Raw genomic sequence first — 24,663 nt, 5'->3', positions numbered from 1 at the left:
TCATGATTTATGCAAAGCATACTACTGAAAAAATGATTGATGCAAACATAAATAAGAGTCCGCCTATTCGCATAAATGCAATATATAAATCCGTTGGTTCTCCATCTTTCACAGTAAAACAATTTTCTATTTTCCAAAGCAGCTTCGGATTGATTAACATAAGCAAGCCTAAAAGGAATAAAATGACCGGCCAGATAAAATTGGTATCCTTCATTTCCCACTCTCCCGCAAATGATTGTATTTCTCACAGAAACAGCGCCTACTCCACATTTGAAAGCCTTTCTCCTATACAAAGGTTTATATAAGAAAATTATAATGGATTTCATCATACTGCGTCAACAGGCGGAAATTCTATCTGATTACCTATCTTTTTGTCCGACTATCGTTTCAGCATGGCCGCCATGCCCGGCACGATCTCTTTGATCACAATTCCGGATGTATTGACGCACAGATCGAAATTCAGCTTGTCTCCACATTTGTGTCCGGTATAGAATTCATAATATTTTGCACGCTTTTTATCAATACCGAGGATGTGCTGCTTTAATTCCTTGTCTGTCATCTCTTCCTCTTCCGGAGCCTTCGCACGGCACCTTGCCATCCTGCTTTCCATATCCGCATAGACAAAGATCCGCATCGGCCGGTATTCTTTCAGGATATAATCCGCACACCGCCCGACAATCACGCAGTCCGATTTCAACGCCATCTCTTTGATAATCCGAAACTGTTCCTGAAAGACAGCCATGCTCTGCTCAAACACCGGGCTGACCGCCGGATAAAAGCTCCTTCCGATATGAATCGGGAAAGAAAAGGACGGCCGGTGTTCTATCACCGCCTGAACGTACTGTTCCGACAGGCTGGTGCGGTTCGCAATCTCGGTAATAATCTCCTGATCGTAGTAGGCAATCCCCATCTCCTCGGAGAGCCTCCGGCCAAGTTCGCGCCCGCCGCTTCCAAATTCACGTCCAATCGTAATGATCCGCTTCATACTCATTCCTCCTTCACGCTTAATTTCTTTGTATATTTGATCATCTCACAGATGACATAAACCGCAACTACCAACTCCGTAACCGGCATCGCAAACCAGACGGCATTTCCGCCCGCTGCGGCCGGAAGCACATAGATCAGAATTCCGCTGATGACAAGCCCTCTTGCCACCGAAACGATAAACGCTGTCCTTGGCTGCATCAGAGCCTGGAAATAATAGGTGGAAAAGATATTCAGCGGCAGCAGCAGGAAGGAAATTCCATAGCAACGGAAAATCGTCGGCGCAATCGCAAGAACTTCTTTCGTCGGGCTCATGAAGAAACGGATAAACTGTTCCGGGAAAAAGATGCAGAGCCCCGTCCACAAGATTCCAAAAAAGGCCGCCGTTCCAAGCGCGTACTTGAGCGTCTGGCGGATCCGTCCGCCCTTTCCTGCTCCAAAATTCGTGGAAATGATCGCTGCGAGGCCTGTCCCACACTGTAGGCACAACACTGCGCGAAGGTACTGATATTGACCATCACCCCGTAGACCGCAAGCGCGTTTGTTCCGAGGTAAATCACAATCTGACGGTTGAACAGGATCGTCAGAATTCCCATCGCCACATCGATGAAAAAGGTGGAAAATCCCGTTACCGTAATCTCCTTTAATTTCCACAGAAGCCGCGTCGGCTTCACAAGGCGGAGTGTATTCTTCTTCGTCAGGAAATGGGTCAGCATGACAAGAAAGCTGATGGCAGAGCCGATCGCTGTCGCAAGTCCGGCACCGAACGCACCCATATCACACGCAAACACGAAGAAATAGTCCCCGAAAATATTGAAAATTCCGCCGGCAAGCACGGCTCCGGTAGCAAGGGCCGGATTCTTGTCATTCCGCAGATAGGCCGCCAGCATCTGGTTAAACAGAAAACATGGAATAGCCGTTTTAATCGGGCGCACATATTCTCTTGCAAGTGTCAGCGTATTATCCTGCGCTCCGAATGCAACTAAAAGCTGTCTGTCAAAAAAGATAATTCCCATCCAGACAATTACCGCAAGGATCACCGAGCCGATCACCGATGCCGTGAAATACTCGTTGGATCTTCGTAGTTCTTCCTCACCCCCGCTTTTTCCCCGGATCATACTGAAAAGAACCGATCCGCCGATTCCCATCAGAAGTCCCAGACTGTAAATAATATTCCAGACCGGCGCCACCACCGCAAGGGCAGCCGATCCTTCCGGCCCATGGTACTGCCCCACCATCGCCATGTCAACAATCGAATAGATCGATGTGATGAGGGCACTTCCAAATGCCGCTGCCAGATACTTAAAATAAATCGTTTTGATTTTCCCGTTCAGAAAATCCATCCTCTCATCCCCCTGTTCTGAATTGTATTCTCATGAAAAAAGCCGGATAAGAAACAAGTATCTTAACTCATCTCTTATCCGGCTCATCATTTCCTCTGAATGATTTCCCCTCCGTAGACGGACATTTCAGACCGCCCCTTATCCGGCCGGACACAGTCAGCGCTGTACCAGCCCTCCGAGAAACTGTAAGTAGTTTAACATGGGCGTGGAGGAATTGTCAAATATGGAGCTTCCTGTGTACTTATGAAAATCAAGCTAAAATATTAGCCATCCCTTGCTTTTTTTCCCATTTTAAGCTAATATATTAGCTATGATTAATTACAATTTTTTAACCAAAACACCACGGGAAATCGATCAGCTCATTGCGTCGCGCATCCGCAGCATCCGTAAAAGACGCAAAATTTCACAGAAAAGACTGAGCGAAAAATCAGGAGTAAGCCTGGGGTCTGTGAAGCGGTTTGAGCAAAACGGTGAGATCTCGCTGATTTCCCTCACCAAAATTGCAATCGCACTGGAAATCGAAGGAGAGCTGGAAGACCTGTTTGAGGAAGTTCCTTTTCTCTCTATAGAGGAGGTGGCATATGCCAAAGATTGAGCGTCTTTCCATTTATCTCCGAAATCCATCCTGATACAAAAACGATCCCGGATCCGCCATAACCATTACGGCGAACCCGGGATCTTCATTTTTCTATTCTTACATAAAACTGCTGATCAGTCCAATCAGGGCGAGGCACCAGAGAACTGCGGCTGCCACAAGAAGTGCCGGGCTTGTCCGTTTTTCAACGATGCTTCTTGTCTCTTTGTCATAGAAAAGTTTCATTTCCCTTCCGACTTTGTAGACATTCGGACGGCTGGAATTGTAGCTGCTGAGGAAAATCTTTTCTTTTCCGTCCAGTGTGCACCGGATCAGCGGATAATAAGACTCTACCGGCTTGGAAAACCTTTTATTGTCCCCGGTCCGGTAATAGAGAACATCCACAATTTCTCCCTGAATTTCTGTCAGGTTTCTTCCCCTTTCTTTCATATAAGAGAAAAAGGTAATGCATCCGGCAAGTATAAGAAGTACAGTCAGTACAAGAGATCCTTCTTTCTTTCCCGCATTCTGGTAAACTACCGGAAATACAGCAAGTGCCATCCCGGCGAAAGCTATCAATATGGCAATGCCAAGCGAGATGGATTTATTACTGACCATCGTGATCTGTCCGCCATTTTGCATCAGCTGGATTTCTTCTCCCTTTTCGTACTCTGTTGTACTTTTTATCTTGTGGTTAAATGTCTTATTCTGTGTTCTGCACTGCACCTGAAGTTCATAATAATGCTGGATCAGCCGGTCCTCTTTATCTCTTCGTTCCACCAGCTTTGCATTCAGAACTTTTCCTTTGAAAACCATACCAGGTCTTTTCATTCTGAAATGTCCCCTTATGTTGGTCGTGCCAAGAACAAATACCGCTGCACCGATCAGTACAAGCACGATTGTCTGGTAAGTAAAAGATCCCATAGCCTTTTCTCCTTTGTTATATTTCCGAAAAGAATCCGCCGTCTTTCAGGCATGTCTCATAGGACGTAATCACAGGATATCCGCTTCCGGTTTCCTGCATATCATGTTTCCGGTTTTCCGGCGCCGGATGATACCAGATCCCGTAAAGTCCGCTTTTTTCTGCGCCTTCCACATCCTTTTTCAGGCTATCTCCGATAAAAACACATTCCTCTGCCTTACATCCGGCCTTCTCCACACAGAGCCGGAAAAACTCCGGCGACGGCTTTTCCGCTCCTGCCTCTTCGCTTGTAACGATAAAGGAGAGCTGATCCAGCACGCCCAGCTTCTCCAGCTTTTTGAACTGGATGTATGCTGTCATATCCGAGCCGATCCCGATCCGGATTCCCCTGCTGCCAAGATCAAGAATAAGATCCTTAAGCCCCGGTTCCGGCTCCATCACAGCCAGAAGTGTATCCCAGTATGTATGATACATCTCCAGCGCTTTGGTCAGATCTACGTTTTTCATGGATTCCAGAAAGGTCTGGAACCGGATCAGCCGGTTGTGTATCGCTGAGGAATTCGTTCCAAGGCGGTCCAGGATGAGCTTCTGTGCTGCAGAAAGCCCTTCCTTCATGGAACCCGGTTCGAGAGAGAGTGCTTGATTCCCATACCGGAAAAGCGCCTCCATTGCTGCTGCATGCGCGCGGTCAAAATTATACATGGTATTATCGATATCAAAGATCACTGCCCGGATCATCCTGCCTCGCCTCGTTTCCTTTTCATTTTTTCCTTTTAGTTCTGTCCGTAATATGCGTTTGCTCCGTGTTTTCTGTAGTAGTGTTTATCCTGAAGATCCTGCGGTGCCGGTTTTACTTCCGGATTAATCATCTCACAGCGGGCTGCCATCTTCGCCACTTCTTCCAGGACAACGGCATTGTGTACAGCCTCATGGGCATTTTTGCCCCATGTAAATGGCCCATGGTTCTTGCAGAGTACCGCCGGAACAGCCTCGTAATCTTTCTCCTTGAATGTTTCTACAATTAAAAGGCCTGTATTTTTCTCGTACTCATCAAATTCTTTTCCTTCCAGACAGCGCGCACATGGAATTTCACCATACATGTAGTCTGCATGTGTCGTTCCATAGCACGGAATTCCTCTTCCCGCCTGTGCCCAGCTTGTTGCCCACGGAGAATGGGTATGAACTACGCCTCCGATGTTCGGGAATGCTTTATAAAGCTCCAGATGTGTCGCTGTATCGGAAGAAGGGTTGTATTTTCCTTCAACTTTGTTTCCTTCCAGATCCATTACAACCATATCTTCCGGTTTCAGTTTGTCATAATCCACGCCACTTGGCTTGATTACAAAATACCCTTTTTCCCGGTCAATCGCACTTACATTCCCCCATGTGAATGTAACCAATCCATATTTCGGGAGATCCATATTTGCCTCGTAAACAATCTGTTTTAATTCTTCCAGCATTTTTTATTCCTCCGTAATCGTATATAATACTACTTTGTTAATCTCGCGGTTTGTCGATACAATCATCCCTTTTTTATAATATCGATTCCGCTTACTTTCAATTATACCATTGTATATAATTTTTTGTCATTATTTTGGGGATGAATGATCTTAAAATGAGCAGGAATCTTCCTTTAAAAGTATTTTTCCTCAAGTGCCAGAAGATCTTCCGGACCTTTTGCTTCTTTCAGTTCCTCCACAAGTTCTTCATTTGAAAGCATCTCGGCAAGTCTTGACATATTGTCCAGATGCTGATCCGTATTGCAGGAAGCAAGTGTGAAAAACAGAATGGCATCCTTATCATGGTCAGTCGGATCAAAACTTACCGGCTGATCCAGCTTCATAAAGGCAATCTCTGTCTTATGTACGCCTTCTGCAAATTCCTGCGAATGTGGCATCGCAAGCCCTGGCATGATTACAATGTAGGGACCATATTTTTCGACACATTTGATAAGGTCTTCTTTATAATTTTCCTCCACTGTTCCGTCCGCTTCCAGAACTTCACAGCTCATTCGGATTGCATCTTTCCAATCTTTTGCACTCTTTGCAAATTTATAATGTTTCTTTTCCACAAATTCTTTTAACATCTCTCTGACTCCTAGAATAATACTTTGATTTACAACCAGCTCTATCTTCTGCGTCCCTATGTAGGCGCGAGCTCATAAGTCCTGTCTCCCTTTAATTTTCCTGCAGAAGACTGGAAAAATCATGGAAATATCGTTCCCGTTCTTCGGTTGTCATCTTCACCAGTTCCTCAAAGCGATCCATGCTGATATATCCTGCCGAAAATAACAGCTCAGTATACTCTTTTTTGGAGAAACCATATACTTTCTCCCATTCACAGATTTTTTTCATACCATAGTAGTAACAGGTAAAGTATCCCGGGGAGTTCTGATGTGCCCTCACCTGACCTCTTGCTGTCACCCAGTCAAATCCAAGTTCCTTTTCATAAAGCTCAATTACTTCTTCCAACGATGCACCATAGTAAAAAAGCATTAGATCGGCACAGATCCGCACGGAAGCATGATGCCGCCGGTATGCGACAAAGAGCGGGAAGAACGGATCTTCCGAGAAGATATCCTGGAATGCGCGCTCGGTCCGAAGGCAGGTCCCTTCCAGAAGCGGCACCAGCTTGGCTCCGATTTTGACCGTCTCCGGCGTCTCGTCAACCACGGCCCTCACATACTGTACATGGTGCCCCGGATAGGCTTCATGGAGAGTATTCATCCGGATCCATCCGTCCGTTACATTCTTGTAGTTGTAAACATTCAGAAACATCTGTCCCACAAGCGGCCGGATACTGAAATCTCCGCCTTCATATCCGCCCCACGGGTAGGAATCTTTGCAGCACTCCGGCACTGGTAAACAGATACACGTTTCATCCTCCGGAAGCCGGACATACTCATGGGCCAGCGCTCTGGTTCGTTTCAGATACTCGTTTGCGCGGTCCAGCATCTCCTCCGGAGTATCGCAAGGGCCTTCGTATTTGAACAAAATATCATTGACCTCTTCCATTGTATCCGGCACCGGTTCCGGAATATCTAATTTCCCGGCAATTTCGAAAACTTCCGCTCTGGTCTTCTCGATCTCTTCCCGATACCAGGACAGGAGCTCATCCAAAGACACTCCCATCTGTTTTTGCAGAATGGTCCGGTAGGCGTCCGCATCCATCTTTATCGTCTGCTTCAGGTCTTCTTCCACTGTCTCCGACGCCGGCGCTTCTTCATCCCGAAGGACAGCCGCCATTTCTTTCAGAACGGTCTCCGTCTTCATCAGCGCCTTCTCCAGCCTTTCCATCTGTCCGTCCTGGAAGGAAGGAAAAAACCGCTTCAGGTCCGTCCGGTACATCTCTACCATTCTGCTCTCTTTCCGGAATTCTTCCGAAAGATCTCCCGTGCTTCCTTCTGCCCTTGCCTGAATCAGTTCCAGCACGCTATCCTTTGCCTCACAGATCTCACGAAGATAGTCCGTCAGCCCCTGACACCGTTCCTCGTCCGGATGCCGGTTCAGCCGGGAAGTATTCTCGATTTCCCAGTGCACACCCAGGTGATCCGCCTCCGGATGCTCTTCCTTATCACGCAGTGTATATTCCAGGGAATCCAGAAAATCCTGAAAATGATGTTTTACCATGGAGAAAACTCTGTCCGGCTCCTCCAGAGCATCCGCCCTGTCTCTCAACTCCGCCCACCTGCTCCATGCCTGTTTCATATGCTCTTCTGTCGGGAGGAACAGTCTGCCTCCCGCCTGTCTCTCATCCAGCTGAAATCTGGATAACAGTGCGCAGTCCCTGTCCAGCTCCCGGTACTGCCGAAGCAGTTCCTCCTGTCCTTTTGCCATTCCAGTCACTCCTTTCCGCCTGATTGATCGGTTTTATGATCTTTTCTCCATCTTAGCACAGCATTTACGGTTCTTCAATACAACACAAAAAGGGACACTCTCTGAAAGTCTGCACTTTCAAAGAGTGTCCCTGATTACTTTATCTTCTGTCTCTTAGCTGAAAGACTGCTCTGTACGGTTAATGATCTCATCCTGAAGCGGTTTATCCAGGTTGCGGAAGAAATCACTGTATCCTGCAACACGAACAATCAGATCTTTATAATCCTCCGGATGTTTCTGTGCATTGATCAGAGTCTGGCGATCCACTACGTTGAACTGGATATGGTGACCATCCATCGCGAAGTAAGAACGGATCAGGTCTGCCATATGATTGAGGCCTTCTTCGCCTGCTACAACGTCCGGTGTAAACTTCTGATTCAGAAGTGTTCCGCCTGTTGCAAGATGATCCATCTTGGAGCAGGATTTAATAACTGCTGTCGGTCCGTTTGTATCTGCGGATTTTTCCGGAGAGATACCTTCGGATACCGGTTTGTGAGCTTTTCTTCCGTTCGGAGTTGCAAGGATGACATCTCCGAAGTATACATGACAGGTTGTCGGCAGCATATCGATGCGGTATTCTCCGCCTCTGATATTCGGACGTCCTGTGATGGTGCTTCTGTAAAGCTCGAAAATATCCTGCATGATATCATCTGCGTAATCATCATCATTACCATATTTCGGGCTGTTGTCATGAACCATCTTGTAGATGGAATCATATCCTTCGAAGTCATGTTCCATTGCTTCGATCAGCTCTTCCATGGTGAAGTTCTTCTTGTCGTAAACATTGTATTTGATTGCAGCAACACAGTCAGTAACCGTTCCGATACCTACACCCTGAATGTAGCTTGTGTTGTATCTTGCTCCACCTGCATTGTAGTCTTTTGCCTTGGAGATACAGTCGTTTGTTACAACAGACAGACATGGTGCCGGCATGTTTTCAGCATATAATTTTTCAATAACATTGTTTCCACGGATCTTAACATCTACGAAGTACTCAAGCTGTTTCTTAAATGCAGCCCATAATTCGTCAAATGTCTTGAAGTCTTTTGCGTATCCAAGCTGAAGACCAAGCTGCTTTTTGCTGTACTCATCGTATCCGTTGAACAGCGTCAGCTGGAAGATCTTCGGAATGTTCAGGTAACCTGTCAGGATATAAGCTTCGCTTCCCCATGCTCCGGTCTCTACACATCCTGAGGATCCACCGCGTCTTGCATCCGGCAGACTCTTTCCTGCATTAAGGAGCTCTGCAATCTGAGCCTCTGTGTTATAGAATGCCGGCTGTCCCCATCCTTCTCTGGAGATTTCACATGCTCTCTTTAAGAATTTTGCCGGTGTCTTCTTGCTGATAGTTACGTTGGAGTTCGGCTGAACCAGTCTCATCTCATCCATGCAGTCAAGGATCAGATAACTTACTTCATTGACACCGTTACGTCCATCCGGTGTTACCCCGCCTGTGTTGATATTTGCGAAATCGGTGTATGTTGCACTTTCTTTCAGTGTGATACCAACTTTTACAGGAGCCGGCTGATTGTAGAATTTTACCCACAGACATTCCAGAAGCTCTTTTGCTTTCTCATCATCCAGAATACCGTCGGCAACATCTTTCTGATAATATGGATACAGATGCTGATCCAGTCTTCCCGGGCTGAAAGCATCCCAAGGATTCAGTTCTGTCGTAACTGCAAGGTGTGTAAACCAGTACAGCTGGATTGCCTGCCAGTATGTCTGCGGCTTGTGTGCCGGTACAACTTCCAGGTTTGCAGCAATCTGAAGCAGCTCTGCCTTTCTTGTCTCGTTTTCTTCTTTTTCTGCCATTTCAAGAGCAAGTTTGTGATAACGCTCTCCAAGAATAATGACAGCATCGCACGCGATGTCCATCGCTTTCAGCTCTTCTGCTTTATCCAGAGCTTCCGGATCATTGATGTAATCCAGAGCATCCATTGTCTTTTTGATTTTCTCTTTATAATCCATGTATCCGGTTGTGAATACCTGCTCGCCTCCGCATGTATGTCCAGGTCCTCTCTGCTCCATGAACTCTGTGAACATACCTGCTTCATAGCAGTCATGCCATTCCGGTGTCATCTTGGAAAGAAGCTTTTCTCTCATGCTTCTTCCTGTCCAGTACGGGATAATCTCTTCTCTCTGAAGCTTCCGGTCTTCTTCTGTTGTCTTGAAGGATACCAGATCTCTTTCGCTCATGACGATCATATCCTCTTCGCTGTGGCAGCAAAGTTCCGGGAATGTCGGAGATGCCTGAGGATCTTTTCCTTTTTCACCAACGATCAGTTCGCCGTCTCCAAGATATAATGTCTTCTTGGAAAAATATTCTTTCAGAGTCATCGCTCTCATAACCGGAATTGAATATTTTCCATCGTTTTCTCTGTAAAAGTCTGTCTCGATTTTTGCTCTTTCCAGGTCAATATGAACCGGAGTAGTTACACTGATCTGTCTGAGTTTCTGAATTCTTTCATTCATACCGCGAAGTTTTGCCATTTTTCTAACCTCCTATTTTGGTGTTCGTATATCCTGCATTGATAAATATAGCCGCCAGTGCTTCCATCTCTTCTTTGTCTGGTGCATGCAGGTCAGTGCCTTTATATTCCATATCCAGCTTTCTGTATTTTCCGCTTCCGGTATCGTGGTAAGGCAGCAGATTGATCTGAGCCGGATGGATATCATGTTCCTGAAGAAACGCGATGGTTTCTTTCATGTTCTGTTCGTTTCCGTTTACCTCTTTGATGGTAGGAATCCGGATATAGATTCTGGCGCCGTCCTGAGAAAGGCGGACCAGATTTTCAAGTATCAGTTTATTGTCAACTCCGATGTACTTCTTATGAAGCTCCGGATCCATAATCTTCACATCATAAAGGAATGTATCTACATAAGGAAGAATCTTCTGAAATCTTTCATAAGGAGCATATCCGCATGTGTCGATGGTAAGCGATATTCCCTGACGGTCCAGCTCTTTGGCTGCCGCGAGGACAAAATCCATGTCCACTGACATCACTTCACCGCCCGAGAAAGTAACTCCTCCGCCGGACTGTTCGTAAAACATCTGATCCTTCATGAGTTCTTTAACCAGTTCTTTGACTGTATACTCATATCCGACGATTTCTCTTGCGGACGCCGGACAAACATCTGCGCATTTTCCGCAAAATGTACAGGACAGTGAATTCCATACCGGCTTGTGATCCTCCATATGGATCGCACCATTCGGGCAGGCCGCCGCGCAGGCTCCGCATCCTGTGCATTTTTCCCTGTCCAGCTCCATCTCTCTTTCAAACCTCTGGGTCTCCGGGTTATGGCACCATACACACTTCAAAGGACATCCTTTGAAAAATACAGTTGTACGAATCCCGTCCCCATCATGAATCGAAAATTTCTGTATATTTGTGATATTTTTCATGATTCTCTCCTGTCAGTTCTCCCTCTTTGAACCTCAGTTTGAACTTTAGTCTAATCGTTAAATTAAATGTACAACAATGTTATAATTTTGTCAATAGAGAATGAAAAGAATTGATAAAAAAATAACATCTTTTACATCCAGATGCGCAAATTATCCCGTGACTTACTCCGTGGAACGTGGAATCTCGTCAATATATTCAAGATATTTCCAGACCCACTCCTCCGTATACTCCCGGGCAGCAACTTCCAGGGCATTATTGTAATACTCCTCTTTATCTTCCTCCGGCGCAGTATAATGTTCCGACGCGTTTTTGAAAATATAGGCATCGGCGTACATCCGAAGCGTATGATCGTCCTCATACTGGTCTTCCCAGTTCACACTGTCCGCTACCGCCTGTGTGTATGCATGATTGACCTCATGCAGCAGAATCTCAATCATTCTCTCTCTGGAATAGTACCATGCCTTGCTCGTAACGCTGATCATCTGGTCTGCTTTGGAGTAGTATCCATCTCTCTCGCTTTCCGCTTCATACTGCTCCACCTCCACCGTTGGCGGCTCAATTCCCCAGTACCGGCTTTCCAGATCAACAAGATCCTGCCACAGTTCCTTTTTCTCCTGATTATCCAGGGTAATATAGACATCCCCCTGCCACATGCTCAGCATACGTCGGTTCTCATCCCATCCTCTGTCACCATAAATTTCTGTTGACACTTCCTGGACTTTCGTTTCTGCAGGCGTTGCCCTGCTCATACCGTATCCTAGAGTTCCCAGAAAGGACAAGGCTATCAGGACGGAAAAGCTTTTGTAGATGATCTTTGTCCACAGGTGGCCTATTTTCCTGCCGTGGTATTTCCGGATTACGACCTGTGTAAGCAAAGTCAGGTATGAAGCATATTCTTCTGTAAAAACAGCTTCACCAAACAACAGCCTTCGTATTTTTCTCATTTGTACTCCCCTCTTCTCTCATCCTTATACACAAACAGCCATGACGGTTCTCTGGCAGTACCATCATGGCTACTTTTTTATCTCTTAGACAGAATCAGCGCAAAACTATTCTTAGATTTTGCTTCCCACATATTCCTCTACTTTCTCAATTAACTCTATCGCTGTGGCAATCTGCTCTTCTGCCTCTTCTCTCGTTGCAAGATAGAAATCATCATAATCGCTCGCATGTCGGATTTCCTCCGCCTAAGCAATTCTTCTTCCTAAAGTTCTTGGAAAGATTTCTGTCTTTATATAATTCTTATTAAAATTTGCAAGAGCGTCCTTATGTCTCTTGTAAGCATTGCCATCAAGTGCATGTATTGCTGAGATAGTATGATAAATTCCGTAGTAGGCCCTGTTGTTCGCTCCTCGGTATTCTCCCGCTTCCAGAAGTATTTTGGCCGATTTTACATCACTCTTTGCAGTTTCAATGCGATACAGAACCAGATCCCGTTGCGATCCCTTTTCGTTATGCTGCATCAAACAGTTTTACCCCCTCCCTTTCTATATTTGTGTAAAACGGATATACGTCCACCCACTTATTAAAATGCTCCTTATTCTTGACTATCGGCTTGATATCCAGATCATAATCCATGTTAAAATCATAGGTCATGCCCGACAATTCATGGCGGTATTTTTTTATGTCCATATCGCTCAAATCCAAAAGCACCATAATATCAATATCCGAATTTTCCGTATAATCTCCTCTCGCATAAGAACCATATAAAATAACCGTTTTTAAATGCTCTCCATATATTTTACTGAGCAGTTCCACATACTGCTTTACCAAATCACTTGTTACTGTCGGCATATCAACACCTTCTCTCCTTAAATTCTCATAGGCTCTGACAAACCTTCTCTAACAACTACTTATATTATACTTGGTTTTGTTCTGTTTCGACAGGCTTTTTTGCTTAGTTGGTTCAAAATCCCGTGACACAGATAACACAAACAGCCATGACGGTTCTCTGTCAGTACCATCATGGCTGTGTTTTATCTTTTATTCTATTCGCTCTTAGTAAAGCTTTGCTCCTGCCGGAATCTTATCGTCTACGATCAGTACATTCAGTCCTTCTCTTCCCTCTACAAGGTGAGTTGCTGAAATGATCATACCGCAGGAATCAATTCCCATCATCTTTCTCGGAGGCAGGTTGACAATCGCAATCAGTGTCTTTCCTACCAGCTCTTCCGGCTCATAGTAATCATGGATACCGCTTAAGATCACGCGGTCTTCCCCGCTGCCGTCATCGAGAACGAACTTCAGAAGCTTCTTGCTCTTCGGCACTGCTTCACACTCTTTGACTTTTACTGCACGGAAGTCGGATTTGCTGAATGTTTCAAAATCAACCATATCTTCAAATAACGGCTCTACTTCCACGTTGGAGAAATCGATATCAACTTTCACCGGTGCAGTCTCTGCCGCTGCCGGTGCTGCTTCTGCTGCTGACTCTGCCGCTTTTCCTGCTGTCTGAGCTGCATTGTGCGCCTCATTCTTTGCTGCGCCCTGTGCTTTCATTGTCGGGAAGAGCAATACATCACGGATGGCTGCGGAATTGGTGAGAAGCATACACATTCTGTCGATTCCAAATCCGATACCACCTGTCGGAGGCATACCGATTTCCAGTGCGTTGAGGAAATCTTCGTCTGTTGTGTTGGCCTCTTCATCTCCCTGTGCCAGAAGCTCTTCCTGCGCTTTGAACCGCTCTCTCTGATCGATCGGGTCATTCAGCTCGGAGTAGGCATTTGCCATCTCCCAGCCGTTCATAAAGAACTCAAAACGCTCTACATAGTCCGGATTTCCCGGTTTCTTCTTTGTGAGCGGAGAAATCTCAATCGGGTGATCCATGACAAAAGTCGGCTGGATCAGGTGCTCTTCTGCGAATTCTTCAAAGAAGAGGGAGAGGATGTCACCTTTCTTATGGCGCTCCTCATATTCTACATGGTGTTCTTTTGCAAGCTCTCTTGCCTGCTTTAATGTCTTTACTTCATTCCAGTCTACGCCTGCGTATTTCTTAACGGCGTCTATCATGGTGATACGCTCAAACGGCTTGCCGAGATCCATCTCAACTCCGTTGTAAACGATCTTTGTTGTTCCAAGTACATCCTGCGCCACATGGCGGTACAGGTTCTCTGTCAGATCCATCATACCGTTATAATCGGTATATGCCTGATAGAGCTCCATCAGAGTGAACTCCGGATTGTGGCGGGTGTCCAGACCCTCGTTCCGGAATACTCGTCCGATCTCATAAACACGTTCCATTCCGCCGACGATCAGACGTTTCAGATAAAGCTCCAGAGAAATACGAAGCTTGAAGTCTTCGTCCAGTGCGTTGAAATGTGTCTCAAACGGTCTTGCCGCCGCTCCGCCTGCGTTTGCCACAAGCATCGGAGTCTCAACTTCCAGGAATCCCTGAGAATCCAGGTATTTCCGGATGCTGCTCAAAATTTTAGAACGTTTGATAAATGTATCTTTTACCTCGCGGTTCATGATCAGATCCACATATCTCTGTCTGTATCTTGTATCTGTATCTGTCAGTCCGTGGAATTTCTCCGGAAGCACCTGCAGACTCTTGGAAAGCAGCTGTACGCTTTCTGCATGAATCGAGATCTCTCCTGTCTTTGTCTTGAAAACAGTTCCTCTGATTCCTACGATATCACCGATATCAAACTTCTTAAAATCTTTATAGTGGTCTTCACCGATATTGTCTCTCGCAACGTAAGACTGGATGTTTCCTTCCAGATCCTGAATGTTGCAGAAGGACGCTTTTCCCATCACACGTTTCTGCATGATACGTCCCGCTACGGAAACTTCTTTATTTTCCAGTTCCTCAAAATGATCCTTGATTTCCTGGCTGTGATGTGTCACATCATATTTTGTAATCAGAAACGGGTCCTCTCCTCTTTCCTGAAGCTCCGCCAGTTTCTCACGGCGCACCTTTCTAAGCTGATTCAGATCCTGATCCTGCGCATTCTTCTGCTGTCCTGCCACTTTTTTCACTCCTTTTTTCTGTCAGACAGATATGTTCTCCCGTACCGTACGGTTAGATAGAACGCTCAATCTTTAATACTGTATATCTGATATTTCCGGCCGGTGTCTCAACATCTACAACATCTCCGACCTTCTTTCCCATCAGAGCCTGGCCTACCGGAGACTCGTTGGAAATTTTGCCCTGAAGGCTGTTTGCCTCTGTGGAACCTACGATTTTGAATTCAATCTCTTCATCATATTCGTCGTCATGTACCAGAACTGTACATCCAACGTTAATCTTTTCCAGATCTACTTCTTCTTCTACAACAACCTCAACATTTTTGAGGATTTTTTCGAGTTCATCGATCCGGGCTTCAATATCTCTTTGTTCATCTTTTGCTGCATCGTATTCTGCGTTCTCTGACAAGTCGCCCTGCTCTCTTGCCTCTTTGATCTTCTCGGCAACTTCTTTCCGCTTTACGACCCTTAAATTTTCAAGTTCATCTTCCAAAGCTTTCAAGCCCGCATAAGTCAATATTGTTTTCTTTTCTTCCATCTTGTTTACCTTCCTTACATAAATGAACTAGTACGCAGCCGGATCTGCTGCAAAATGGTATGGAATATTCTACTTCCGTAATTTCAATATTATACATAACGCATCCCAGCATGTCAAGATTTCTGCGGGATTCCTTGCACTTTCCTCACTATTTCCCAGGCGTTTCCAGGCCCTACAGACGGTCATTTAAAAGTGCTTCCAGTTCCTCATAACTTTCGGCATGATTGATCTCATCCCGCAGTTTTGCGGAATTCGGAAATCCGGATGTATACCACGCCACATGCTTCCGCATTTCCCGGATTGCCGTGTAGTCTCCTTTGTACAGGATCTGAAGCTTCGCATGGCGCAGCATCATCTCCCGCACCTCATCTGCCGTCCGCTTTGCCGGCTCTTCTCCCGTCTCCTCGTAAGTAATCAGATCGCGGAAGATCCACGGATTTCCCTGGGCGGCACGGCCGATCATGATGCCGTCGCAGCCGGTCTCCTGAAACATCCTCTCGGCATCTTTCCCGGAAGCCACGTCGCCGTTTCCAATTACCGGAATGGATACCGCCTCTTTCACTTTGCGGATAATCTCCCAGTCCGCATGTCCGGAATAATACTGTTCCCTCGTCCGTCCGTGCACAGCCACTGCGGCGCCACCGGCATCTTCGATGATTTTCGCGATTTCTACTGCGTTGACATGGTCATCATCAAAGCCCTTCCGGATTTTCACCGTCAGCGGTTTTTTAATTGCCCGGGAAACTTTCGATACAATCTCATGCACCAGTTTCGGGTTCTGCATCAAAGCGGAGCCTTCACCGTTCTTCACAATTTTCGGCACCGGACATCCCATATTGATATCCAGAAACGCAAACGGAAGCTCCTCGATCCTCTTTGCGATTTCACTCATGATATCCGGATCCGATCCAAAAAGCTGCAGCGATACCGGCGGCTCTTCCGGATGAATTTCCAGAAGGCTTTTCGTATTTTTATTTCCATATAAAATAGCTTTCGCGCTGACCATCTCCATACAGAGAAGGCCCGCTCCCATTTCCCTGCACAGAAGGCGGAAGGGAAGATCCGTCACCCCCGCCATCGGCGCCAGAATGTAGCGGTTTGCCAGTTCTACGTTTCCAATGGTTAATGTTTTCATACGTTTTCTTCCTGATCCTCCTGATCCTCCTGCTCTTCCAGATCTTCTCCCATGAAGAAGACTCTGTAATAGAGCTGAAGTGACTGAAGCAGCTCCTCCTTTGTTCTCTGAAGTTCCTTGATTTTCAGAGCGCTTCCGATATCGTCAAACATCGGATCGCCCTCTTCTGACGTAACTTCAAAGCAAAGGGAACCATCCTCTTCGTATACAAGCGTAAGAATTCCGCCGACATCATGGACATAGAGAACACACATAATCTTCAGTTCGTCCTTGATATGATCCGGAAGATTATCAAAATCCGGATTCAGATAATATTTTTCTTCATATGAATTTGCACCGCACAATACTACTTTTTCTTCGTACATCCTGCTTTTCTCCTGACATTTTATTTTCTATACATAGCCGTACACGCCGCGGACAGACACTTCCCCGGATGAAATCTCACAGATCTCCCCACTGTCCTTTTTCACGATCAGCTCACCCGTCTCCGTGATCCCCGCAGCCACTCCGGTCCATTCCTTTCCCGGCTCCAGCACGCAGACACGCTTTCCTTCATTGACAAGAAGGGTCTCATACTCATCCTGGATAAACTCCAGCGACTTTCTTCTTGCGAACTCTTCGTACAGGCTCTCAAACTCCTGCAAAAAACGTGCAACGATCTCTTCCCGGCAGACCTCATGGCCGTACTCACATTTCAACGAAGTCGCTTTCTGCCGGATCTCCTCCGGGAACTCCGTCTGATTACAGTTGATTCCGATCCCGACGATCACATATTCCGTGCTTCCGCCTTTCATCCCCATCTCGGTTAGAATCCCGCAGATCTTCTTCCCGTCCATAACCAGGTCATTCGGCCACTTGATCTGGGGACACTTCTCACCTGGCTGATACACCGCTCTCGCCGCCGCACAGGCCGCAAGAAGCGTCAGCATCGGCGCCTTATCCGGCTCAAAATCCGGGCGCAGAAGCACCGTCATATAAATATTCTCACCCGCAGGCGACTGCCAGGCCCGCCCTCTCCGGCCGCGGCCGTCCGTCTGCTGCTCCGCCAGAATTACCAGACCCGCACTCGCGCCCTCACCGGCTGCCGTCTTCACTCTCAGATTCGTCGAATCCGCTTCGTCCAAAACCCGGATCTCCCGGCCCATCCATCCCGTCCGAAGCCGGGATATAATCTCCTGTCCGCGCATAACCAAGCCACTCCTTCACTCAGAACTATTCTTTTTTCCGCTCTGAATCTGATACTTTCCTGATGAATTATAACACACCTTTCACAAAACGCAAATCCATAAACGATTCTGAAAATTTTCATTGGGGACGGGTTCCGATGCATCGGAACCCGTCCCCAATGATAAAAATATACACCGTATTCAATATTTATTCTTCTCCGAGTGTTGCTACCATCACGGCTTTGATGGTGTGGAGTCTGTTTTCTGCTTCGTCGAATACGACGGATGCCGGGCTTTCGAATACGTCTTCTGTGACTTCGTATCCTTTGACCGCTGGCAGACAGTGCATAAATATAGTTGTGTCTTTTTGTGTCTTTTCCATCAGTTTTCTGTTAACCTGGTACTTGTGGAGGAGTGCTTTTCTTTCGTCTGTTTTTTCTTCTTCGCCCATGGAGATCCATACGTCCGTGTAAATGATGTCAGCGCCTTCGACGTCGTTTGTGTTATCGGAGATGGTGATGGTGGATCCGGAGGCGTCGGCATATTCCTGGCATGTGCGGACGAGGGAGCGCATCGGCCACAGTTCGGACGGTGCGATCAGCACGAAGTCGATTCCGACTTTGGCGCAGCCGATCATGAGGCTGTTTGCCATATTGTTTCTTCCATCGCCGATATAAACGAATTTCAGGCCTTCAAAGTACTGGAAATGTTCCTGGATGGTGAGAAGATCGGCGAGTACCTGGGTCGGATGGTAATCATCGGTCAGCCCGTTCCATACCGGGACTCCGCTGTATTTTGCCAGCAGTTCTACGTGGGAGTGCCGGAAGCCCCGGAATTCGATTCCGTCAAACATTCTTCCGAGTACCCGTGCTGTATCCTCCACGCTTTCTTTATGTCCGAGCTGAATTTCATTGCCGCTTAAATAGGTAGGAAATCCTCCTTCGTCATTTGCAGCTACCGTAAAGGCGCATCTTGTTCTGGTGGACGGTTTTTCGAAAATCAGTGCAATATTCTTTCCTTCCAGCGCATGGCCCCGGATTCCTTTTTTCTTTTTTTCCTTCAGTTCTGCCGCCAGGTTTACGAGATAACGGATCTCATCCGGCGTGAAATCTTTCAATGTTAAAAAGCTTCTTCCTTTTAAATTCATGTTCTTCTCCTCCCTGATTCCTGCCAATATATGGATAAATCCCGGTAATCCGGGTTCTCCTTTCATCTTCTCATATTTCATATGCACAAGTGCCGCGAGTTCATCTTCTGTATAAATCTGATATTTGGGGATCCGGAAATATTTTGCGCTTGCTTCCAGCATGGACAGATACAAGGTCTCATCTGTCGCTCCCAGCGGAACTTTGAGCACAAATTTGATTTCCCGTTTTTCTTTTTCCCTGAGACCGGCGAGCATCTGCTGATAGTCCTCTTCTGTCCTGTCTGTGTCAATGTAGTAAATCAGACCTTTCAGCCCGTAAATCATCCGTTTCGCATCGTAGTATCCGATTTTCAGATTCTGTCTGCTGCGTTTCCCGTGAAATTCCAGAATGCTTCCCAGACTGACTCTCGGTGCGATTTCGTACACTTTTGTATCCTCATCCAGATGTACCCGAGGCTCCCGCCCCGGTCCGTAAATTCGCACGGTAATAATGTTCTTATAGCCGCGTTTCACAAGCGAATTCAGCGGTACATTATTGATTACCCCTCCGTCCAGATACGTTTTCCCATGAAGCGGTTCGTTTTTAAAACCGAGCAGATAGGCGCTTGCCAGAAGAAAATCTGCAAGTAGCCCTTCCGGAATCTGATCCAGTGTAAGATCTAGTTCTTTCATATCTGATACGGAAAATGTGAGAAGGGAAAAATCAATCCCTGCATTCCGGATTTTTTCTTCATCCAGCACCTGATGAATCAGCTCTTTCAGAGGCGTCACATCAACTCCGCCGTCTTTCAGACAGCTCATCAGCTCTTTTATGAGTTCCCGTACTGTGACTTCTTTCTGAAAGAAACGCTCCATCCAGTTATCATCCACGTCCATGACTTTTGAAAATGTCATTTCTTCCCAGACACGTTCTGCTTCTCCTACATCTCCCATACAGATCAGCGCTCCATTCAGTGCGCCTACGGAAGTTCCTGCTACCCCTCTGATCCGGACTCCCGCCTCGCGAAGTGCTTTCCACGCCCCAATCTGGTACGCGCCTCTTGCTCCTCCGCCGTCCAGCACAAGCCCGTATTCTTTTGATAAATCGATCACAGGTTTCATTCTTTCACTCCTTATGCATTATAATACTCTTTTTTGCATAAAATTACAATCTATATTTTCAACAATCTTTCGCTTTTTTTCATTTCTTTCTTGTGTAAAACATGGATCTATCAGCTTTTCACCGATTTTCCCACCAGGTTTTCCGCGGCATGATTTCATGTATTTTTATAAATCCATGCTGCTTGTATACAATTATAAGCCGTTTCCAATTCCCCGTAAAGCAAAAAAAGAGTTTCTTCCTAATCAGAAACTCTTTTTTGAAATCTATCTTTTCTTTCTAACCCCTAGTGGAACCAATGTGCTCCAATCTTGATTCCTGCATTTACTCCGTCCCCGAAATGCAGCGCGTTTCCTACCGGGCTGACGCCTGAAAGTGCGTCTACCGCTGCCTGGCGGCAGGATGATGGAATATTTCCGGATGCCAGTACCCGGTCAAGCTTTCCTGTCATCGCCGGTCCGAACTGTCCGCTCTGGTAAATAACTCCTCTCAGTGTGCTTGCATATCCTGCTTTCAGACGGTTCATTACAACAGCTCCTACTGCTACCTGTCCGTCATACGGCTGGTTACCCGCTTCGCAGTAGATCAGCGCAGCCAGAAGTGTCGTGTCCGCCTCCTGAGCCAGCTTTTTCTGACGTTCTTCTTCAGCCTTTCTTGCTTCTTCTGCTTTTCTGGCCTCCTCAGCTTTTCTCGCTTCCTCAGCCTGTTTTTCTGCTTCTGCTTTCTGCTGTTTTGCGGTTTCTGTATAAGTAAGAAAACTCTGTGAAACATTCTGTGCAGTTTCGGTATCCGCTGTCACAACAAGCTTTGCGCCCTGCGGCTCCTCCGGAGCAAATACGGAATTTCCATCAGCTGCAAATACCTGAACACTCATGCTCGCTGTAAGGATCACCGCCGAAAGAACTCCTGCGACCGCACCTTTCTCCAGACGTCTTCTATGACTGTTCCATGTTTTCATTTTTGTCCTCCTTTAATTATCCGCAGACTTCCTTCTGCGTCTTCCTCGATTCTCAGTCCCTGTATCAATCGAACATAATATATATTACGTTCTGCCGCTTTTATTTATTACAAATATTACGAATTTGTTACATCTTCTTGCGACGGTGTTAATAATAGCAGAGTTTTCTTTTTCTGTCAACCTTTGCACCTATTTTAGTACATTTTTGAAGTATTTTAACGATTTTCCCAATCGCTTTTTATGTATTTTGTATATTTTTAATTGTCCGACAATTTCGAGGATTCCTATACTATTTTCCACTTTTCGACAATTTCTGCAAATAATACCAACTTCACTTTGTCACAATAACGTAATATATATTTCTTTTTTCTGTCGTATTTTTTACATTTGTTTCTTAATAATTTCGAAAACAGCTTTGCCCGAGTGCGCATCCCGCGGAGCGTTTTTGTTTACCAGGGAACGAAGTTTCCTGGTAAACAAAAAAAATCCCGAAAGCTTTCGCTTTCGGGATCTTTCCTTATCTCTACTTATTCCTGAACGTATGGCATAAGAGCGATGTGTCTTGCTCTCTTGATTGCAACTGTCAGGGCTCTCTGATGCTTTGCGCAGTTTCCTGTGATTCTTCTCGGAAGAATCTTTCCTCTTTCGGAAACGTATTTTCTTAATTTTGCTACATCTTTGTAATCGATCTCATTGTTTTCTTTTCCACAGAATACGCAAACTTTTTTTCTTCTGCGGCCTGGTCTTCTTCTCATCTGAGAATCCGGTTTGCTTGTTTTATCGTAAGCCATTGTTCTTACCTCCAATACTAATTAAATGGTAATTCCTCATCAATTCCATCCGGGATGTTCATAAATCCATCACCCGCATCCACACTTGGTGCCTGCGGTGCCGGAGGAACCGGGCTTGCCTGATAACGGCTCTGATTTGCTTCACTCGCGCTCTTGCTTTCTGCAAATTCCTGCTCTTCTACGACAACTTCTGTCGTATAGACCTTTACGCCATCTCTGTTCGTATAGCTTCCTGTCTGGATGCGTCCACAGATCGTGATACGCATTCCCTGGCGAAAATACTTCTCCGCGAACTCAGCTGTTCTTCCGAATGATACACAGCTGATAAAGTCTGCCGTCTGCTCTCCATCGCGCCGGAACCGTCTGTCGACGGCCAGTGTATAACGGGCAATGGCCAGCGGGTTTTCCCCGCCCTGAGAATAGCGGACCTCAGGATCTCTTGTCAGGCGTCCCATTAAAATTACTTTATTCATATATTTCCTCTTTTCTTCTTTATGCTTCCTGTTTCACGCATAAATATCTGAGCACGTTGTCCATAATACGGATTCTCTGTTCGATCTCGCCCGGAGTCGTTGCATCAGATTCGAAGTGGATGAAATAATAATATCCTTCTTTCATCTTCTGAATTTCGTAAGCAAGTTTTTTCTTACCCCATTCATCAACGTCAGTAACATTGCCACCGAAACGTGTGATTAACGCTTTCACTCTTTCGATTACATCTGTTCTGGCATCGTCTTCGATTTTTGCATTGACAACAACAGCTAATTCATATTTGTTCATGTCACTTGCACCTCCTTATGGTCTTTTGGCTCCCGGCTCCCCGGCCGGGGACAAGGATAAATAATATATCACGGTGTATTATTTTAACATTATCCCGCGTAAGTTTCAAGCCTTTTTTTGAATTTCTTTCGTATTTTTTTCCACGATTTTCCTGGAAATCATGATCTGATGTCCGCAGCCGCAGCATTTCAGCCTGAAATCCGCACCCACCCGCAGAATCTCCCACTCAAAACTGCCACACGGATGTTTCTTTTTCATCCGGATCTTATCGCCCACCTCATACTTGATCTCTGACATATTCTTCCCTCTTTTCCGGTCAGTTTACTTCCACCTGGTATCCCTGTACAATCAGACGTTCTTCATTATTTGCTTTTGTACATGTCGACAGTGTCACTACTTTTGCATCGGACGGAACTTCCACCCCTGCATCATAAAAGGAATGTTCCTTTGAAAATGCCAGAAACGACTGGAATGCCTCGTCATTTTCAAAGACTGTCTGATACGCGTCTGATGTATCATTAACCTCTCCTACTGCAAAGATCTGATATTTCAGTTCTTTTCCATCCGGTGTATAAATGTAAAAATACGGATAGGATCTATAGAATTCCTCATCCTGATATTCCTCCAGTTTTCCAAACATGGATTTACTGTTCATTCTGTGCCCGTATATGACACTGTTTTTGTCCGTCATATCCTTATTATTGGAAACGTTCAGGAAAATCGCGCCATAGGTGTTCGGATAGCCTGATATGGTCTTATCCAGATATTCCTGATTATCTTTTCCCTGAACAACCGGATAGCTGATGATGGACGGCTCATCAAACCGGATCCACGCAATGATGTCCTCGTTGACTTTCCAGAGCTCCTCGAAATCCACCGTGTATCTTGTGCTCTCTTCTCCCGTTCCCGCATCGGCGGAAATTCCGATCTCCTTCAGGTTATCGTACTCCTGATCTCCTTTGTGATATCCGTAAAAAATCCGGAACAGCTGGAATCCCGAAAAGCAGAACACGATAATTGCGGCAACGAGTATAATTGTGGAAAAGATTCCTCCCTTTTTCTTCTTTTTTCTTCCGCCTGTCTTCTGATTAATAGCAGGTCTTTCTTCTCTCTTTTCTTTTGTTCCGGCTTCCCCTGCCCCGGATGATGCCCTTTTCCGGGCTTTTTCTTCCTCAAGCCGTTTTTTTCTATCTTTAATGCGGTATTCGTCCATGTAACCTTACCTCTGTCTGTTTTATTTTATCATCAGGGTTTCTATATCGTACAGTTTCTAGTATAACGTATTTTTCGCAATAGAAAAAGAGGATGTTGCAGAAAATGGACTCTCCTTTTCCGCACATCCTCCCGGCCCGTTCTGTTTTCCTGTCTTAGAATGGAATTTCCAGATAAATATCCTTTCCTTCTTTGATCGAAATCACAAGCTTGCCTGCTCCTGCAGTCACCCTGGCTCCCTCTACAGAAACCTCCGGTGCCGGAGCTGCCTGCTCTTCTTCCTCTTTTTCCGGCTCCTCTCCTTCATCCGCGCCCTCGACAACGGCATCGATCACATCTGCTGTCACCGGTGTCAATGAATCACATGTCTTGATCAGTTTTGCGCCAAGGATCTGATGAATCTGAAGGCATCCGTCCAGATTCAGAAGGCCGCTTTCAACCAGCTCATCAAAAATAGCCGGATCTTCCAGATTTTCCGGTCCTATTGTAATGCCTTCCTCTGCCCTGCAGCAAAGTACTGCAGGATCATGAGCATGCTGTTTTGCTGTTTCTGCTGTGATAGACATATCTATTCCTCCTTCATAATTCTGTTTCTTTCATCTTAGTCCTGTTTATCACTGTTTTCCAATACATTCTTTCTATATTTTAGATCATTTTATCAAAAATGTCGATACCCCCGCCCCTCTCCATTTACGAATTTAATATAATTTTTATATACAGTTTATTGATTCCTGAGAAAAATGCGGTAAAATAGAATTCATAA

At 45.8% G+C, this 24,663-nt stretch carries 26 protein-coding genes and 1 pseudogene; 1 reads left to right on the top strand and 26 read right to left on the bottom strand.

All coding sequences use genetic code 11. The features are described 5' to 3' along the window. Positions 1-7: 7 nt before the first annotated feature. From Selli1_RS02405 to Selli1_RS18265, 3 genes are all read right to left on the bottom strand, one after another. Positions 8-214 (bottom strand): DUF6199 family natural product biosynthesis protein, encoded by a 207-nt coding sequence (locus tag Selli1_RS02405; protein ID WP_281872233.1) that lies wholly within the window; start codon positions 212-214, stop codon positions 8-10. A gap of 165 nt (positions 215-379) precedes the next feature. Continuing rightward, entirely contained in the window at positions 380-985 is a 606-nt protein-coding gene (locus Selli1_RS02400) for a cytidylate kinase-like family protein (RefSeq protein ID WP_087166992.1), read from the bottom strand. A 2-nt stretch (positions 986-987) separates the two neighbouring features. Beyond that, positions 988-1,476: an MATE family efflux transporter gene (locus Selli1_RS18265; RefSeq protein WP_330616853.1), complete on the bottom strand. Its 489-nt coding sequence runs from the start codon at positions 1,474-1,476 to the stop codon at positions 988-990. Positions 1,477-2,637: 1,161 nt separating this feature from the next. Between Selli1_RS18265 and Selli1_RS02390 the strand changes: the two genes are divergently transcribed. Further along, a complete protein-coding gene (locus Selli1_RS02390) occupies positions 2,638-2,922 on the top strand; it encodes a type II toxin-antitoxin system RelB family anti-toxin (protein ID WP_087166991.1) in 285 nt (94 codons plus the stop codon). 99 nt (positions 2,923-3,021) lie between these two features. Here the strand turns inward: Selli1_RS02390 and Selli1_RS02385 are convergent, their stop codons facing one another. The 23 genes and pseudogenes from Selli1_RS02385 to Selli1_RS02275 all read right to left on the bottom strand — a co-directional run bounded on the left by Selli1_RS02385 (position 3,022) and on the right by Selli1_RS02275 (position 24,466). Further along, a complete protein-coding gene (locus tag Selli1_RS02385) occupies positions 3,022-3,825 on the bottom strand; it encodes a DUF3592 domain-containing protein (protein ID WP_087166989.1) in 804 nt (267 codons plus the stop codon). Between the two features lie 16 nt (positions 3,826-3,841). Next, positions 3,842-4,561 (bottom strand): HAD family hydrolase, encoded by a 720-nt coding sequence (locus tag Selli1_RS02380; RefSeq protein ID WP_087166988.1) that lies wholly within the window; start codon positions 4,559-4,561, stop codon positions 3,842-3,844. A 35-nt stretch (positions 4,562-4,596) separates the two neighbouring features. Continuing rightward, positions 4,597-5,283, bottom strand: a complete 687-nt coding sequence (locus Selli1_RS02375; RefSeq protein ID WP_087253270.1) for an L-ribulose-5-phosphate 4-epimerase — start codon at positions 5,281-5,283, stop codon at positions 4,597-4,599. 173 nt (positions 5,284-5,456) lie between these two features. Further along, positions 5,457-5,909, bottom strand: coding sequence for a PTS sugar transporter subunit IIA (locus Selli1_RS02370; RefSeq protein WP_087253269.1), 453 nt, complete (start codon positions 5,907-5,909; stop codon positions 5,457-5,459). Positions 5,910-6,000: 91 nt separating this feature from the next. Then, a complete protein-coding gene (locus Selli1_RS02365; protein ID WP_281872232.1) occupies positions 6,001-7,659 on the bottom strand; it encodes a DUF885 family protein in 1,659 nt (552 codons plus the stop codon). 153 nt (positions 7,660-7,812) lie between these two features. Further along, entirely contained in the window at positions 7,813-10,191 is a 2,379-nt protein-coding gene (gene hypD, locus Selli1_RS02360; protein ID WP_087166970.1) for a trans-4-hydroxy-L-proline dehydratase, read from the bottom strand. A gap of 4 nt (positions 10,192-10,195) precedes the next feature. Continuing rightward, a complete protein-coding gene (locus tag Selli1_RS02355) occupies positions 10,196-11,104 on the bottom strand; it encodes a trans-4-hydroxy-L-proline dehydratase activase (protein WP_118636159.1) in 909 nt (302 codons plus the stop codon). 162 nt (positions 11,105-11,266) lie between these two features. Then, the gene (locus Selli1_RS02350; protein WP_138373716.1) at positions 11,267-12,049 is read right to left on the bottom strand and encodes a hypothetical protein; all 783 of its coding nucleotides are present in this window, start codon (positions 12,047-12,049) and stop codon (positions 11,267-11,269) included. 111 nt (positions 12,050-12,160) lie between these two features. Next, positions 12,161-12,571: pseudogene (locus Selli1_RS02345) on the bottom strand (HEPN domain-containing protein). Then, positions 12,558-12,899 (bottom strand): nucleotidyltransferase domain-containing protein, encoded by a 342-nt coding sequence (locus Selli1_RS02340; RefSeq protein WP_087169187.1) that lies wholly within the window; start codon positions 12,897-12,899, stop codon positions 12,558-12,560. Before Selli1_RS02340 ends, Selli1_RS02345 begins: the two are co-directional and overlap by 14 nt. Positions 12,900-13,103: 204 nt before the next feature. Further along, positions 13,104-15,077: a lysine--tRNA ligase gene (gene lysS / locus Selli1_RS02335; protein WP_281872231.1), complete on the bottom strand. Its 1,974-nt coding sequence runs from the start codon at positions 15,075-15,077 to the stop codon at positions 13,104-13,106. A gap of 52 nt (positions 15,078-15,129) precedes the next feature. After that, positions 15,130-15,612, bottom strand: coding sequence for a transcription elongation factor GreA (gene greA / locus Selli1_RS02330; protein ID WP_087169185.1), 483 nt, complete (start codon positions 15,610-15,612; stop codon positions 15,130-15,132). A gap of 172 nt (positions 15,613-15,784) precedes the next feature. Continuing rightward, positions 15,785-16,747 (bottom strand): tRNA dihydrouridine synthase DusB, encoded by a 963-nt coding sequence (gene dusB / locus Selli1_RS02325; protein ID WP_281872230.1) that lies wholly within the window; start codon positions 16,745-16,747, stop codon positions 15,785-15,787. Beyond that, the gene (locus Selli1_RS02320) at positions 16,744-17,112 is read right to left on the bottom strand and encodes a DUF6145 family protein (RefSeq protein WP_281872229.1); all 369 of its coding nucleotides are present in this window, start codon (positions 17,110-17,112) and stop codon (positions 16,744-16,746) included. The genes dusB and Selli1_RS02320 overlap by 4 nt, the downstream gene beginning before the upstream one ends. Before the next feature lie 27 nt (positions 17,113-17,139). Next, a complete protein-coding gene (locus tag Selli1_RS02315) occupies positions 17,140-17,934 on the bottom strand; it encodes a biotin--[acetyl-CoA-carboxylase] ligase (protein WP_281872228.1) in 795 nt (264 codons plus the stop codon). Positions 17,935-18,121: 187 nt separating this feature from the next. Continuing rightward, complete coding sequence (gene argF, locus Selli1_RS18450; protein ID WP_281872227.1) at positions 18,122-20,161, bottom strand: ornithine carbamoyltransferase; 2,040 nt, start codon at positions 20,159-20,161, stop codon at positions 18,122-18,124. Positions 20,162-20,445: 284 nt separating this feature from the next. Next, a complete protein-coding gene (locus Selli1_RS02305) occupies positions 20,446-21,117 on the bottom strand; it encodes a cell wall hydrolase (RefSeq protein ID WP_281872226.1) in 672 nt (223 codons plus the stop codon). A gap of 527 nt (positions 21,118-21,644) precedes the next feature. Beyond that, positions 21,645-21,908, bottom strand: a complete 264-nt coding sequence (rpsR, locus tag Selli1_RS02300; RefSeq protein ID WP_048620576.1) for a 30S ribosomal protein S18 — start codon at positions 21,906-21,908, stop codon at positions 21,645-21,647. 17 nt (positions 21,909-21,925) lie between these two features. Beyond that, positions 21,926-22,381 (bottom strand): single-stranded DNA-binding protein, encoded by a 456-nt coding sequence (locus Selli1_RS02295; RefSeq protein ID WP_087169180.1) that lies wholly within the window; start codon positions 22,379-22,381, stop codon positions 21,926-21,928. Between the two features lie 19 nt (positions 22,382-22,400). Then, the gene (gene rpsF, locus Selli1_RS02290; RefSeq protein WP_087169179.1) at positions 22,401-22,688 is read right to left on the bottom strand and encodes a 30S ribosomal protein S6; all 288 of its coding nucleotides are present in this window, start codon (positions 22,686-22,688) and stop codon (positions 22,401-22,403) included. A 105-nt stretch (positions 22,689-22,793) separates the two neighbouring features. Continuing rightward, a complete protein-coding gene (locus Selli1_RS02285; protein WP_087169178.1) occupies positions 22,794-22,985 on the bottom strand; it encodes a DUF951 domain-containing protein in 192 nt (63 codons plus the stop codon). Positions 22,986-23,004: 19 nt separating this feature from the next. Then, positions 23,005-23,901, bottom strand: coding sequence for a class B sortase (gene srtB / locus Selli1_RS02280; RefSeq protein ID WP_281845093.1), 897 nt, complete (start codon positions 23,899-23,901; stop codon positions 23,005-23,007). A gap of 154 nt (positions 23,902-24,055) precedes the next feature. Further along, a complete protein-coding gene (locus Selli1_RS02275) occupies positions 24,056-24,466 on the bottom strand; it encodes a sugar transporter (RefSeq protein WP_087169176.1) in 411 nt (136 codons plus the stop codon). Positions 24,467-24,663 lie beyond the last annotated feature (197 nt).

This window comes from Sellimonas catena (assembly GCF_027924685.1).
Classification (GTDB): domain Bacteria; phylum Bacillota; class Clostridia; order Lachnospirales; family Lachnospiraceae; genus Sellimonas; species Sellimonas catena.
The sequence above is the reverse complement of the archived record's forward strand: the minus strand, read 5'-3'. Positions and strand labels throughout refer to the sequence as shown.

Bases quoted from the DNA above. Each gene is read 5' to 3' on its own strand.
- Selli1_RS02295 (WP_087169180.1), bottom strand. From the start codon at position 22,381: ATGAATAAAGTAATTTTAATGGGACGCCTGACAAGAGATCCTGAGGTC.
- Selli1_RS02305 (WP_281872226.1), bottom strand. From the start codon at position 21,117: ATGAAAACATGGAACAGTCATAGAAGACGTCTGGAGAAAGGTGCGGTC.
- Selli1_RS02320 (WP_281872229.1), bottom strand. From the start codon at position 17,112: ATGTACGAAGAAAAAGTAGTATTGTGCGGTGCAAATTCATATGAAGAA.
- greA (WP_087169185.1), bottom strand. From the start codon at position 15,612: ATGGAAGAAAAGAAAACAATATTGACTTATGCGGGCTTGAAAGCTTTG.
- srtB (WP_281845093.1), bottom strand. From the start codon at position 23,901: ATGGACGAATACCGCATTAAAGATAGAAAAAAACGGCTTGAGGAAGAA.
- hypD (WP_087166970.1), bottom strand. From the start codon at position 10,191: ATGGCAAAACTTCGCGGTATGAATGAAAGAATTCAGAAACTCAGACAG.
- rpsR (WP_048620576.1), bottom strand. From the start codon at position 21,908: ATGGCTTACGATAAAACAAGCAAACCGGATTCTCAGATGAGAAGAAGA.
- dusB (WP_281872230.1), bottom strand. From the start codon at position 16,747: ATGAAAACATTAACCATTGGAAACGTAGAACTGGCAAACCGCTACATT.
- Selli1_RS02375 (WP_087253270.1), bottom strand. From the start codon at position 5,283: ATGCTGGAAGAATTAAAACAGATTGTTTACGAGGCAAATATGGATCTC.
- Selli1_RS02370 (WP_087253269.1), bottom strand. From the start codon at position 5,909: ATGTTAAAAGAATTTGTGGAAAAGAAACATTATAAATTTGCAAAGAGT.
- Selli1_RS02405 (WP_281872233.1), bottom strand. From the start codon at position 214: ATGAAGGATACCAATTTTATCTGGCCGGTCATTTTATTCCTTTTAGGC.
- argF (WP_281872227.1), bottom strand. From the start codon at position 20,161: ATGAAACCTGTGATCGATTTATCAAAAGAATACGGGCTTGTGCTGGAC.
- Selli1_RS02315 (WP_281872228.1), bottom strand. From the start codon at position 17,934: ATGCGCGGACAGGAGATTATATCCCGGCTTCGGACGGGATGGATGGGC.
- Selli1_RS02390 (WP_087166991.1), top strand. From the start codon at position 2,638: ATGATTAATTACAATTTTTTAACCAAAACACCACGGGAAATCGATCAG.
- Selli1_RS02400 (WP_087166992.1), bottom strand. From the start codon at position 985: ATGAAGCGGATCATTACGATTGGACGTGAATTTGGAAGCGGCGGGCGC.
- rpsF (WP_087169179.1), bottom strand. From the start codon at position 22,688: ATGAACAAATATGAATTAGCTGTTGTTGTCAATGCAAAAATCGAAGAC.
- Selli1_RS02275 (WP_087169176.1), bottom strand. From the start codon at position 24,466: ATGTCTATCACAGCAGAAACAGCAAAACAGCATGCTCATGATCCTGCA.
- Selli1_RS02340 (WP_087169187.1), bottom strand. From the start codon at position 12,899: ATGCCGACAGTAACAAGTGATTTGGTAAAGCAGTATGTGGAACTGCTC.
- Selli1_RS02350 (WP_138373716.1), bottom strand. From the start codon at position 12,049: ATGAGAAAAATACGAAGGCTGTTGTTTGGTGAAGCTGTTTTTACAGAA.
- Selli1_RS02380 (WP_087166988.1), bottom strand. From the start codon at position 4,561: ATGATCCGGGCAGTGATCTTTGATATCGATAATACCATGTATAATTTT.
- Selli1_RS02285 (WP_087169178.1), bottom strand. From the start codon at position 22,985: ATGTCAGAGATCAAGTATGAGGTGGGCGATAAGATCCGGATGAAAAAG.
- Selli1_RS02355 (WP_118636159.1), bottom strand. From the start codon at position 11,104: ATGAAAAATATCACAAATATACAGAAATTTTCGATTCATGATGGGGAC.
- Selli1_RS02385 (WP_087166989.1), bottom strand. From the start codon at position 3,825: ATGGGATCTTTTACTTACCAGACAATCGTGCTTGTACTGATCGGTGCA.
- Selli1_RS02365 (WP_281872232.1), bottom strand. From the start codon at position 7,659: ATGGCAAAAGGACAGGAGGAACTGCTTCGGCAGTACCGGGAGCTGGAC.